The organism is Pseudomonas sp. CAU 1711 (assembly GCF_039888625.1).
Classification (GTDB): domain Bacteria; phylum Pseudomonadota; class Gammaproteobacteria; order Pseudomonadales; family Pseudomonadaceae; genus Aquipseudomonas.
This window is the reverse complement of record NZ_JBDQQT010000005.1, coordinates 166,951-179,397: the sequence shown is the minus strand read 5'-3', so window position 1 is coordinate 179,397 and position 12,447 is coordinate 166,951. Positions and strand designations below refer to the sequence as shown.

General features: G+C 70.1%; 12 protein-coding genes. 2 read left to right on the top strand and 10 right to left on the bottom strand.

The features are described 5' to 3' along the window. The first annotated feature begins 8 nt into the window (after positions 1-8). Positions 9-734 carry a hypothetical protein gene (locus AAFN46_RS07465; RefSeq protein ID WP_347808065.1) on the top strand — a complete coding sequence of 242 codons (726 nt, stop codon included), beginning with the start codon at positions 9-11 and terminating at the stop codon, positions 732-734. A gap of 103 nt (positions 735-837) precedes the next feature. Here AAFN46_RS07465 and AAFN46_RS07460 read toward each other — a convergent pair whose 3' ends face one another. The 6 genes from AAFN46_RS07460 to exbB form a co-directional block, all read right to left on the bottom strand. Beyond that, positions 838-2,247, bottom strand: a complete 1,410-nt coding sequence (locus tag AAFN46_RS07460; protein WP_347808064.1) for an HDOD domain-containing protein — start codon at positions 2,245-2,247, stop codon at positions 838-840. 105 nt (positions 2,248-2,352) lie between these two features. Further along, positions 2,353-4,428, bottom strand: a complete 2,076-nt coding sequence (recG, locus tag AAFN46_RS07455; protein ID WP_347808063.1) for an ATP-dependent DNA helicase RecG — start codon at positions 4,426-4,428, stop codon at positions 2,353-2,355. After that, complete coding sequence (locus AAFN46_RS07450) at positions 4,425-5,357, bottom strand: hydrogen peroxide-inducible genes activator (protein ID WP_347808062.1); 933 nt, start codon at positions 5,355-5,357, stop codon at positions 4,425-4,427. Before AAFN46_RS07450 ends, recG begins: the two co-directional genes overlap by 4 nt. A 108-nt stretch (positions 5,358-5,465) precedes the next feature. Continuing rightward, entirely contained in the window at positions 5,466-6,176 is a 711-nt protein-coding gene (locus tag AAFN46_RS07445; RefSeq protein WP_347808061.1) for a TonB family protein, read from the bottom strand. Continuing rightward, entirely contained in the window at positions 6,173-6,598 is a 426-nt protein-coding gene (gene exbD, locus AAFN46_RS07440) for a TonB system transport protein ExbD (protein WP_347808060.1), read from the bottom strand. The genes AAFN46_RS07445 and exbD overlap by 4 nt, the downstream gene beginning before the upstream one ends. A gap of 3 nt (positions 6,599-6,601) precedes the next feature. Then, complete coding sequence (exbB, locus tag AAFN46_RS07435; RefSeq protein ID WP_347808059.1) at positions 6,602-7,642, bottom strand: tonB-system energizer ExbB; 1,041 nt, start codon at positions 7,640-7,642, stop codon at positions 6,602-6,604. A gap of 150 nt (positions 7,643-7,792) precedes the next feature. Here exbB and AAFN46_RS07430 point away from each other — a divergent pair, with 150 nt between their 5' ends. Next, complete coding sequence (locus AAFN46_RS07430; protein WP_347808058.1) at positions 7,793-8,650, top strand: NAD-dependent epimerase/dehydratase family protein; 858 nt, start codon at positions 7,793-7,795, stop codon at positions 8,648-8,650. A 169-nt stretch (positions 8,651-8,819) separates the two neighbouring features. On the opposite strand, the gene AAFN46_RS07425 is transcribed toward AAFN46_RS07430, so the two are convergent. The 4 genes from AAFN46_RS07425 to rpoZ form a co-directional block, all read right to left on the bottom strand. Then, on the bottom strand, positions 8,820-9,551 hold the full coding sequence (locus tag AAFN46_RS07425; RefSeq protein WP_347808057.1) for a hypothetical protein: 732 nt from the start codon (positions 9,549-9,551) through the stop codon (positions 8,820-8,822). A 3-nt stretch (positions 9,552-9,554) separates the two neighbouring features. Further along, positions 9,555-9,935, bottom strand: a complete 381-nt coding sequence (locus tag AAFN46_RS07420; RefSeq protein WP_347808056.1) for a RidA family protein — start codon at positions 9,933-9,935, stop codon at positions 9,555-9,557. A gap of 46 nt (positions 9,936-9,981) precedes the next feature. Then, the gene (gene spoT / locus AAFN46_RS07415; protein ID WP_347808055.1) at positions 9,982-12,090 is read right to left on the bottom strand and encodes a bifunctional GTP diphosphokinase/guanosine-3',5'-bis pyrophosphate 3'-pyrophosphohydrolase; all 2,109 of its coding nucleotides are present in this window, start codon (positions 12,088-12,090) and stop codon (positions 9,982-9,984) included. Between the two features lie 63 nt (positions 12,091-12,153). Further along, entirely contained in the window at positions 12,154-12,420 is a 267-nt protein-coding gene (gene rpoZ / locus AAFN46_RS07410) for a DNA-directed RNA polymerase subunit omega (RefSeq protein ID WP_347808054.1), read from the bottom strand. Between the last annotated feature and the right edge of the window lie 27 nt (positions 12,421-12,447).

The window sequence follows — 12,447 nt, the reverse complement described above, 5'->3', positions numbered from 1 at the left end:
GTACCCCTATGCGCCTGCCCCTCGCCCTCGTCTTGCTGCTGTCTCTGGTCGGCCCCGCCCGCGCCGCCGATGCCACGCTCGAGCGCGTGCTGGAGCTGGCCGGCGTCACGCTGCTGTGCGAGCAGACCGCGCCACTGCTGCAGCGCGGCATGAGCGCCGAGCAGCAGAAGGCCCTGGGCCGGGCCTTCGCCGCCGCGCCGCTGTGCGCCGATCTGACTAGGCGGGTGGCGCCCGCGCTCAAGCCTGCGCAGCTGCAGGAGGCGCTGCAACTGCTGGAGAGCCCGCTGGCCCGGCACCTCACCGCCGCCGAACGGGCGGTGGGCGAGGATGGCGGCCTGGCCGTCTATCGCCAGCAGCTGCAGGAGCGCCCGCCATTGGGCAGGCGCGTGGAGCTGGTGCGGCGTTTGGACAAGGCCGCCCACACCACCGAGCTGGCCACCCTGCTGCGTTACGAGGTGGGCAAGACCCAGGCCCTGCTGGCCCTGCGCGCCCGTGGCGGCGATCTCGACGAGCAGGCCCTGGGCGAGCAGACCGCCGCCCAGCTGGCGCCGCTGCGCGCGTCCAGCGCCCAGGGGGTGGAGGCCTTCATGCTCTACGCCTACCGGCAGACCCCCAGCGACCAGCTCGAGGAGTACGCCGCGCTGTACGAGCAGGCGCCCCTGCGCGCGGTGCTGGAGGCCAGCGCCAAGGCGCTGCCGGCAGTTTTCGCGGCGAGAAGGGCGCAGCTGAAATGAGATCACCCCTCTCCCAGCGGGAGAGGGGTGAGGGATTTCCGGACTGCTCCGGGTTGCCTGTGGCGCCCTCACCCCAACCCTCTCCCAGAGGGAGAGGGAGCAGTCAGTGCGGGTGGTTGAACTGCGAGGCCAGCTCGCGCAGCGCCACCTCGGCCTGCAGCACCTTGTTCAGCGCCTCCTCGGCCTTGTCGCGGCTCAGCCCCAGGCGCTCGAACAGCTCGTCGGGCAGCTCGTGCTGCGGGCCGGTGCCGATGCCGTGGCTGCGCAGCAGGTTGACCGCCAGGCACACCAGGTTGGGGTAGGCGGCGTGGGGGCCGTCGTAGTCCGGGTCGTGCTGGAAGCGCAGGGCGCTGGCCAGTTCCTCCGGCATGTCCCAGAAACGCATCAGCCAGGCGCCGATCTGCTCGCGGGTGATGCCCAGTAGGTGCTGCTCGATATAGCCGGCGGTGAGGTGCGGGTTGACCTCCAGATGGCGGCAGATCAGCGAGAAGTGCGGCGGGAAGACGTGGGCCAGGACCAGATAGCCGAAGTTGTGCAGCAGCCCGGCGAGGTAGGTCAACCCGGCCTCCGGGCGCTGCGCGCGGGGCATGGCGCGGGTCAGGCCCTCGATCACGGCGGCGGTGTAGATCGCCTGTTGCCAGTAGGGCGTGGCCTGCTGCGGCTGGTCCTTGGGCAGGCTGAGGGTCTTGCCCAGGGCCAGGCCGAGGGCCAAGTTGATCACCAGGTCGAAGCCCAGCACGCGGACGATGGCGTCCTCCACCGAGCGAATCTTGCCCGGCGCGGCGTAGTAGGGCGAGGCCGCCCAGCTAACCACTTGGGCGGCCAGGGCCGGGTCGGTCTCGACCACGCCGGTGATGTCGTCCACCGTGGCGTCCGGGTCGACGCGCAGCTTGATGATCTTCTGCGCGGTCTCCGGCAGCGGCGGAATCTCGATGGTCTCCTCCAGGCGCTGCTGGATGCGCCGGGCGGTGAAGGCCTGCACCGCCTGGGTGATCTCGGCGCGGTCGTCGTCCGGGCGGTCCAGGTTCGGGCTAATGTCGGCGAGCGGCTCGCCGAAGCGCGCGGCGCTGGCCTTGGCCAGGAGGATGGCCTTGTAGTGTTCGCTGCCGATCTCCAGCAGCACGCCCGGCTGGCCGGACTCCACCAGCAGGCTGGGTTCCTGCAGCAGGCGCTCGTCGTACAGGCAGGGTGAACTGGTCAGCGGCGGCAGGCCGGGCAGCACGCCGAGGCTGTGCTTGGCCAGCATGCGTTCCATGCGCTCGGGTTTGACCGCCACCAGCTTGCGCCCGGTCAGCTCGGCCAGGCGGTTGAGGTCGAGCAGCTGGCTCTGCGGGAACAGCACCAGCAGGGCGCCGACCGCGTCCTCCAGCAGTGCCGCCTGGACCCGGCGGCTGGCGGCCAGCGCCGGATGCTCGGGGCGGATATGGCAGGGCACGCCGAGCTTCTCCAGCAGCTGGAGGATCACCGCCGGCGGGCGCGGCGCGGTGTCTGGGGCGAAGGCGACTTCGGTCATGGGCGGTATCCGGCGGAAACTACGTGTCGTCCTGAAGTATAACCAGCGCATCCGCGGTGGCGCTCGGCCACCGGACGGGCGACCAACGGTAGTCCGTGCGCCGCGTCACACCTGACCATACTGCTGGCCGTGGCGCAACCAGCGCTCGAGCAGCGGCGCCACATGCTGCGGCCAGCGCGCCAGCAGCTCCTGGGCCGCCTCGCGCACGGCCGGCAGCAGCTCGGCGTCGCGCATCAGGTCGGCGACCTTGAACTGCAGCAGGCCGGTCTGGCGGGTGCCGAGCATCTCGCCGGGGCCGCGCAGTTCGAGGTCCTTCTCGGCGATGACGAAGCCGTCGCAGGTCTCGCGCATGATGCCCAGGCGCTCGCGGCCGAGTTGCGACAGCGGCGCGTGGTAGAGCAGCACGCAGTGGCTGGCGGCGCTGCCGCGACCGACCCGGCCGCGTAGCTGGTGCAGCTGGGCCAGGCCCAGGCGCTCCGGGTTCTCGATGATCATCAGGCTGGCGTTGGGCACATCGACGCCGACCTCGATCACCGTGGTGGCGACCAGCAGCTGCAGCTCGCCGCGCTTGAACTCATCCATCACCGCGGCCTTCTCGGCCGGCTTCATGCGTCCGTGGATCAGGCCGACGCGCAGCTCGCCCAGCGCGGCGGAGAGCTCCTCGTAGCTGGTCTCGGCGGCCTGGCAGGTGAGTTCCTCGGATTCCTCGATCAGGGTGCATACCCAGTAGGCCTGGCGCCCCTCGCGGCAGGCGGCGCGGACCCGCTCGATCACCTCGCTACGGCGGCTGTCGGCCACCAGCAGGGTGTTCACCGGGGTACGCCCGGGCGGCAGCTCGTCGAGGATCGAGGTGTCCAGATCGGCGTAGGCGCTCATCGCCAGGGTCCGCGGGATCGGCGTGGCGGTCATGATCAGCTGGTGCGGGCAGAGGCGGCCGTCGACGCCCTTCTGGCGCAGCGCCAGGCGCTGCTGCACGCCGAAACGGTGCTGCTCGTCGATGATCACCAGCGCGAGTTTCTGGAAGCGCACTTCCTCCTGGAACAGCGCATGGGTGCCGACCACCATGGGCGCGCCCTCGGCGATCTGCGTAAGCGCCGCCGCGCGGGCCTTGCCCTTGAGCTTGCCGGCCAGCCAGGCGACCTCGATGCCGAGCGGCGCGAGCCACTTGCCGAAATTGAGGTAGTGCTGCTCGGCGAGGATCTCGGTGGGCGCCATCAGCGCCACCTGGTAGCCGGCCTCCAGCGCCTGCAGCGCGGCCAGCGCGGCGACCACCGTCTTGCCGGCGCCGACGTCGCCCTGTACCAGGCGCAGCATGGGCTCGGCCTGGGCCAGGTCGTAGGCGATCTCGGCGCCGACGCGCTGCTGGGCGCCGGTCGGGGCGAAGCCCAGGTTGGCGAGGAAGCGCTGCGGCAGCTGGCGGGCCGGCGGCAGCACCGGCGCGGCCTGGGCGCGGATCTGCTCGCGCAGGCGCTGCAGCGACAGCTGGTGGGTCAGCAGCTCCTCGAAGGCCAGGCGCTGCTGGGCCCAGTGCTGGCCCTCGGCCAGCTCCGCGACGTCGGCGTCCGGCGGCGGCCGGTGCAGGTAGCGGATGGCCTGATCCAGCGGGCCCAGCTGGTAGTCGCGGGCCAGCTCCGGCGGCAGCCAGTCCGGCAGGCTGTGCGGGCCGAGGCGGGCCAGGGCCAGCTGGCTCAAGCTGCGCAGGCGCTGCTGGGTGAGGCCCTCGGTGGTCGGGTAGATGGGCGTCAGGCTCTGTTCCACCGGCGCCGGCTCGTCGCCGCTCTGCGCGCGGTATTCCGGATGGTAGATCTCCAGGCCGGTGGCACCGGGGCGCACCTCGCCGTAGCAGCGCAGGGCGGTGCCGCGCTTGAGACCGTCCTTCTGCGCCTGGCTGAAGTGGAAGAAGCGCAGGGAGAGGGTGCCGCTGCCGTCCTGCAAACGTACCAGCAGGCTGCGCCGCCTGCCCATGACCACGTCGGCGCCGGCCACCACGCCCTCGACCACGGCGTCCTGGCCGGGGCGCAGGGCGCCTATGGGGGTGATGCGGGTGCGGTCCTGGTAGCGCAGCGGCAGGTGGAACAGCACGTCCTGCAGGCTCTCCAGGCCGACCCGGGCGAGTTTCTCCGCCAAGGCGGCGCCGACGCCCTTGAGCGTGGTGACCGGGACCCGCGCCAGCTCGGTCATGCCGAAACGGCTTCACCCTGGGGGCGGGCCACCGAGCACAGGCGGATGGAGTCGGCCAGCACCTCGATGGCCTTGGGCCGCGGGAAGCTGGCGCGCCAGGCGATGGCCACGGTGCGGTAGGGCGCCGGCGCGGTCAGCGGGCGCACGGCGATCACTCCGGCGGCGTAGTGGTGGCTGTCCACCGCGGAGAACGGCAGGATCGAGATGCCCAGGCCCGAGGCGACCATGTGGCGGATGGTCTCCAGCGAGCTGGACTCCACCGTGGTGTGCTTGGCCGAGTCCTCGCCGCCCTTGCGCAGGCTGGGGCAGGCCTCCAGCACCTGGTCGCGGAAGCAGTGGCCTTCGCCGAGCAGCAGCAGGCTCTTGTCGTTGAGCATCTCGGTGTCGATGCTCTCGCGCTCGGCCCAGGGGTGGCCGGCCGGCAGCAGGGCGAAGAAGGGTTCGTCGTACAGCGGCTTGGTCAGCACGTCGGCCTCCTGGAACGGCAGGGCGATGATGATGGCGTCCAGCTCGCCGGTCCTGAGCTTGTCGCGCAGGGTGTGGGTGAAGTTCTCCTCGATATACAGCGGCATCTGCGGGGCGACCCGGTGCAGCTGCGGGATCAGGTGGGGAAACAGGTAGGGCCCGACCGTGTAGATGGCGCCGATCTTCAGGGGCGCGGTCAGCTGGTTCTTGCCGGCCTGGGCCAGCTCGCGGATGCCCTGGGCCTGCTCCAGCACCTTCTGCGCCTGGGTGACTATGCCCTCGCCGACCGGGGTCAGGCGCACCGCGCTCTTGCTGCGCTCGAAGATCAGCACGCCGAGCTCGTCCTCCAGCTTCTTCACCCCAACCGACAGGGTCGGCTGGCTGACGTGGCAACGCTCGGCGGCGCGGCCGAAATGCTGCTCCTGGGCGAGGGTGACGATGTAGCGCAATTCGGTGAGGGTCATAGTCAAATTCCATTGAGATGCGCTCAAGCATAGCGAGTGCATTCGATGGAACCAACCGGCCGGCCGACAAAGATGCGGCCGCTTCGGGAGAAGTGCCCGCCGCGTGGCTCAGCGGGTCAGGGTGAAGTTGAGCGGATAGTCGACCGACAGGCTGTTGCCGCTCAGCACCTTGGCCGGCGGCGGCGGCACCGGGCTGGCCTGGCGCAGCTGGCGCTGCACGTCGCGGTCGAAGGCGGCGCGCGCGGTGGAACTCTTCACCTCACTGGCGAGGATGCGGCCACGGCCATCGACGGTGAAACTGACCAGCAGGGCATGCTTGCTGCCGGCACGGTTGAAGCGGCGCTCGCGCTCCGGATAGTGCAGGCGCTTGCTCAGGTAGGCCTGCAGCTTGGCCATCCACAGGGCCTTCTCGCGGTCGATCTCGCCCTGGGTGTTCTGCCGCTGCGTCGGCGCTTTCACCGGCGCGGCGCTCTGCTCCTGGCTCGCCACCTTGGGCGCCTCGGGCTGCGGCTTGACCTCGGGCTTGGGCGCTTGCGGCTCGACCTTGGGCTTGGGTTTGGCCACGACCAGCCTGGGTTTGGGCGCCTCGACCAGCTCGGGGATGGGGTCGGGTTGCGGTTCGGGCTCGACCCGCGGCTGTGGTGGAGTGGGCTGCGGCGGCGCCACCGGTTCCAGCTCGACCAGCATGGCCGCCGGCTCCAGCAGCACCGGGGTGGCCGCCGGGCGCCACAGCAGGGCGGCCTGGTACAGGGCGATGTGCAGCCCGACCACGGCGAGCAGGCTGAGGGCCCAGAGCGGCAGACGACGCGCCTGGCTCATCGAGTGCCGACCGTTTCCAGGCCGACCAGGCCGATCTTCAGGTAGCCGGCGCCGCGCAGGCCGTCCATCACCTGCATCAGGTCGGCATAGTCCACGCCCTTGTCGCCGCGCACGAAGATGGTCTTGTCCTTGTCGGCGCCGGTCAGCTTGTCCAGCGCGGCGCCGAGCTGGCTCGGGTCGATCTGCTGGTCGTCCAGGTACAGGCTGGTATCGGCCTTGATGCTCAGGTAGACCGGCTTGTCCGGCCGCGGCGTCGGCTGGGCGGTGGAGGCCGGCAGGTCGATCTTGACGTCCACCGTGGCCAGTGGCGCGGCGACCATGAAGATGATCAGCAGCACCAGCATCACGTCGATGAAGGGGGTGACGTTGATCTCGTGGTTTTCCTGGAGGTCGTCACCGCCCTCGTGCAGATGCAGGCCCATGCCTCATACCGCCTTGGCGATCGGCTGGGCGCGCTCGCCGCTCGGCTGGTCGAGGTCGCGGCTGACCAGCAGCAGGACCTGGGCCGAGGCGTCGGCGACCTGCGCCTTGTAGCCGGCGATGGAGCGGGCGAAGACGTTGTACACCACCACGGCCGGGATCGCCGCGACCAGGCCCAGGGCGGTGGCCAGCAGGGCCTCGGCGATGCCGGGGGCGACCACGGCGAGGTTGGTGGTCTGCGACTCGGCGATGCCGATGAAGCTGTTCATGATGCCCCAGACGGTGCCGAACAGGCCGACGAAGGGCGCGGTGGAACCTATGGTGGCGAGCACGCCGGTGCCCTGGCTCATGGCGCGGCCGCTGGCGGCGACCAGGCGCTCCAGGCGGAAGCTGACGCGCTCCTTGATGCCTTCCTTGTCGCGGCAGCCGGCGGACAGGCGCAGTTCCTCGCGGGCGTCCTCGATCAGCAGGGCGCTGAAGCTGTGTTTGGCGCGCGCCCGCTCGGCGGCCTGGGCCAGGCTGCGGGCGGCCTTCAGGTCGGGCAGCTCGCGGCGCAGGCGGCGGCGGGCGACCAGCAGTTCCAGCCCCTTGGCGACCCATACGGTCCAGGTGAGGATCGAGGCCAGTACCAGGCCGATCATCACGCCCTTCACCACGCGGTCGGCGTTCTGGTACATGCCCCAGGGCGAGAGGTCGTGCAGCACGGGTTCCTCGGCCGGCTCGGCGCTGGCGCCGTCCAGCGCCTCGACTGCGGCGAGCAACTGCTCGGCGTCGGCGATGTTGTTCTGTTGCAGGAATGCCTGGCGAGCGGTTTCGATTTGCTTGGCGCTGGCCTGCTCGCCCAGGGCGTCCAGCCTGGCCTTGAGGGCCTCGGCCTGCGGATGGGCGGGCGCCAGGGGCTCGGTGGCGCTGGCGGGCCCTGGCTGGGCGAGCGCGGCGGCCTCTTCGGCCAGCGCGCCGAGCGGCAGCAGCAGCCCCAGCAGCAGGGCGGCCAGGGACAGGCGAGGGGCGAGGGTTGGCTGGGCGCGGAGGGCGGTAGAATTCATGCTGGCCGGACCTGAAGTGGGGGAGCGAGGGCGAGGCGAAACGCGACCCCGCGCAAAGACGGCCTGCATTATTGCAAGTAATTCTTGTTTATGAAAGCGACGCCCGGCTGCCGGGTGCCCCGAGACACAGGCTCTGCGAGGTTCTTCGAGATGGTTCCAACCCTGATGATTGTCGGCTGCGGCGATGTCGGCGGCCGCCTGGCGCGCCGCATGCTCGCCGCCGGCTGGACCACCCATGGTCTGCGCCGCGATGTGGCGCGCCTGCCGGCGGGCGTGCTGGCGGTGCCCGGCGACCTGCAGAGCGACCAATGCCCCGCGGCCTGGCCGCAGGGCGAGCTGGATTACCTGGTGTACTGCGTAGCGGCCAGTCAGCACGACGAGGCCGGCTACCGCAGCGCCTACGTCGACGGCCTACGCCGTGCACTGGCCTGGCTGGCCGAGCGCGGCCAGCGGCCGCGGCGCCTGCTGTTCGTCTCCAGCAGCGGGGTCTATGCCCAGCGCGGCGGCGAGTGGATAGACGAGGACTCGCCGGCCGAGGCCGAAAGCTATTCGGGAAGGATCATGCGCGAGGCCGAACGTCTGGCACTCGACTCGGGTCTGCCGGCCAGCCTGGTGCGCCTGACCGGCATCTACGGGCCGGGCCGCGAAAGGCTGCTCAACCAGGTGCGCCAGGGCTACCGGGTGGCCTGCGAGCCGCCGCTGTACGCCAACCGCATCCATGCCGAGGATGCCGCCGGCCTGCTGGCCCATCTGCTCCAGGCCGATGCCGCCGACACGCCGCTACAGCACTGCTATCTGGGCGTGGACGACGAACCGGCGCCGCTGCATGAGGTGGTCGGCTGGCTGCGCGAGCGCCTGGGCGTGACCGCATGGGCGGAGCAGGACAGCGTGCGCCGCGCCGGCAGCAAGCGCTGCAGCAACGCGCGGGCCAGGGCCCTGGGCTGGGCGCCGCAGTATCCCAGCTACCGCGAGGGCTATGCGGCGGTGCTGGCGGGGGAGTTCGGCTAAGGCTGGCGCTGGTTTCCCTCTCCCCTCGGGAGAGGGTGCCCGCAGGGCGGGTGAAGGGCGGTCTGCAGTGCCCTCACCCCGGCCCTCTCCCGGAGGGAGAGGGGGTTGGTCCTACCATGCGGGGCATACCGAAGCGGCCAGAAACAATCCGCCCGCCCCGGAGCAGTGCTCAGTCGCGCTGCAGCAGCCAGGCCTGGCGCCCGGGGCTGTATTCCGGCACTTCGTCCGGCGCGGCGCGGTTGAGCGCCTGGAAGATGCGCAGCCGATCGCCGTCGCGCTGGAACAGCCAGGGCGCGCCCCGCTCGCCCAGTTGCAGCCACAGGCTGTCGTGCTCGCCGGCCATCGAGGCGCAGTCGCCGGCCAGGCACAGGGCATAGCGTTCGGCGCCGGGCAGGCCCTCCAGGCGACCGTCCGGGTGGAACAGCACCAGGCCGCCCTGGCCGACGCCCTCGCGGATGCTCCACTCGCCGCCCAGGTAGGCCTGGTACAGCGCCCACTCGAAGCTGCTGCCCAGCGGCGCGCCGGGTTCGGCCGCGTGGGCGGGGCGGGCGAACTGCTGCTCGGGGCCGTAGGCGCTGGCCTCCTGGGTCAGACGCTCGCCGTGCAGGCGCAAGCGCTCCTGGTAGTTGCCCGGGTAGTCCACCGTCAGCTGGCCGTCCTCGCTCATGCCGAGGCGCCCCTCGGGCGCCTCGAAGCCATTGCTGTAGCTGGCCAGACCGCGTTGGGCGTCGAGCCGCCATTCGAGCACCGGGCCATAGGCCAGCAGCGCCTCGCGCAGCGGCCCACCCTCACGGGCGGCCTCGACTATCGGCTGGTTGATCCAGGTGCCGTCCGGGCTCTGCGGTCCGGCACAGCCGGCCAGCAGGCCGGCGCAGAGGGCGATTGCCAGCGTGTGGCGCATGGCTCAGTCGATGACCAGGATGCCGTCCATCTCCACCTGCGCGCCGCGCGGCAGGGCGGCTACGCCGATGGCGGCGCGGGCCGGGTAGGGCTGCTCGAAGTAGCGGCCCATGATCTCGTTGACCTTGGCGAAGTGGGACAGGTCGGTGAGGAAGATGTTCAGCTTGACCACGTCCTTGAAGCTGCCGCCGGCCGCTTCGATCACCGCCTTGAGGTTCTCGAACACCTGCACGGTCTGCTCCTCGAAGCCCTGCACCAGCTCCATGCTCTGCGGATCCAGGGGGATCTGCCCGGACAGGTAGACGGTGTTGCCGGCCTTGATCGCCTGCGAGTAGGTGCCGATGGCGGCGGGGGCGTTGGGCGAAGTGATGACGGTCTTGCTCATGGGAACTCCGATTCCGATGGGGTTGTTGTTCTGCGGCAGCGTGCCCTCAGGCGCGCATGCGGGTGATGCGGATGACGCCGGCCAGGGAGCGCAGCTTCTTGATGACGCGCGCCAGGTGCACGCGGTCATGCACGCTGATGACCAGCTGGACCACGCTGATGCGGCCGTCGCGCTCGTCCATGCCGATCTTCTCGATATTGCCGTCGGCGGCGGCCACCGTGCTGGCCAGCACGGCGATCAGGCCGCGCTGGTGCTCCAGCTCGACGCGCAGTTCGACGTTGAACTCGCCGGCCACGTCCTTGGCCCAGTTGAGCTGGATGCACTTCTCTGCGTTGTGGCGGATCTCGGCGATGTTCTTGCAGTTCTCCAGGTGCACCACCATGCCCTTGCCGGCCGACAGATAGCCGACGATGGGGTCGCCGGGGATCGGCGTGCAGCACTTGGCGTAGCTCAGCACCAGGCCCTCGGTGCCACGGATGGCCAGCGGCCCGTCCGGGCTCGGCGCCGCCTCGCCGTTCTCGGCCAGCAGGCGGCGGGCGACCACGTAAGCCATGCGATTGCCCAGGCCGATGTCTTCTAGCAGGTCCTCGAGCACTTCCAGGCGGTACTCGCCGAGCACGGCCTGGATGCGCTCCGGCGCGATCTTCTCCAGGTGGCTGTCGAAGCCGGTGAGGGTCTTGTTCAGCAGGCGCTCGCCCAGGCTGATGGACTCGGAGCGGCGCTGCAGCTTGAGGGCGTGGCGGATATGGGTGCGCGCCTTGCCGGTGACCACGAAGTTGAGCCAGGCCGGGTTCGGTCGTGCGCCGGGGGCGGTGACTATCTCCACCGTCGAGCCGCTCTCCAGGGCCTGCGACAGCGGCGCCAGGCGGCGGTTGATGCGGCAGGCGATGCAGCTGTTGCCGACGTCGGTGTGCACCGCGTAGGCGAAGTCGACCGCGGTGGAGCCCTTCGGCAGCTCCATGATGCGGCCCTTGGGCGTGAACACGTAGACCTCGTCGGGGAACAGGTCGATCTTCACGCTCTCGATGAATTCCAGCGAGTTGCCGGCGCGCTGCTGCATCTCCAGCACGCCCTTGACCCACTGGCGCGCGCGCGCGTGGTTGCCCTTGGGCGCCTCGTCGGCATCCGACTTGTACAGCCAGTGGGCGGCGATGCCGTTGTTGGCCATCTCCTCCATCTCGCGGGTGCGGATCTGGATCTCGATGGGCACGCCGTGCATGCCGAACAGGGTGGTGTGCAGCGACTGGTAGCCGTTGGCCTTGGGAATCGCGATGTAGTCCTTGAAGCGGCCGGGCAGGGGTTTATACAGGTTGTGCACGGCGCCGAGCACGCGGTAGCAGGTGTCGACCTTGTCGACCACGATGCGGAAGGCGTAGACGTCCATGATCTCGTTGAACGCCCGGCGCTTGCCGCGCATCTTCTGGTAGATGCTGTAGAGGTGCTTCTCGCGGCCGATCACCTCGCCGTGCAGGCCCTCGCGGGCGAGGCAGGCGGTGATCGATTCCTCGATCTTGGCGACGATTTCCTTGCGGTTGCCCCGCGCGCGGCGGACCGCGGCGCGGATGCGCTCGGAGCGCATCGGGTGCATGGCCTTGAAGCCGAGGTCCTCGAACTCCACGCGCATGCTGTGCATGCCCAAGCGGTTGGCGATGGGCGCGTAGATTTCCAGGGTTTCCTTGGCGATGCGCCGGCGCTTCTCGCCGGACAGCACTTCCAGGGTGCGCATGTTGTGCAGGCGGTCGGCCAGCTTGACCAGGATCACGCGGATATCGCGGGCCATGGCCATGGCCATCTTCTGGAAGTTCTCGGCCTGGGCCTCGGCCTTGGTCTCGAAGTTCATCTGGGTCAGCTTGCTGACCCCGTCGACCAGCTCGGCCACGGTTTCGCCGAATTGCGCGTGGAGCGCCTCCTTGGCGATGCCGGTGTCCTCGATCACGTCGTGCAGCATGGCCGCCATCAGGCTCTGATGGTCCATGTGCATGTCGGCGAGGATATTGGCGACGGCGAGCGGATGGGTGACGTAGGCCTCGCCGCTGCGGCGGCGCTGGCCGTCGTGGGCCTGCTCGGCGTAGAAGTAGGCGCGGCGGACCAGGTTGACCTGATCCGTGGCCAGGTAGGTCGAGAGTCGGTCGGCGAGGGTGTCTATGCTCGGCATGGGTTCACCCCTTGCCGAGACGGCGTTGTACCCGGAGCCGCAAGACGTCGACCAGGCATAGGCTTACAGAGGCTCGTTGGCCTCTTCCTCGAAGGCGGCGGCGAACAGCGGCTCTTCCTCGACGATGTCTTCCTGGGCGACGAACTCGGCGTCGACCAGGTTGCCGGCGATCTCGCGCAGGGCGACCACGGTCGGCTTGTCGTTTTCCCAGGCGACCTTCGGCTCCTTGCCGCCGGTGGCCAGCTGACGGGCACGCTTGGTGGCCAGCATGACCAGCTCGAAGCGGTTGTCTACGTTCTCCAGGCAGTCTTCAACGGTAACGCGGGCCATGATGTTCCTCGTGGCAAATAGCAGATA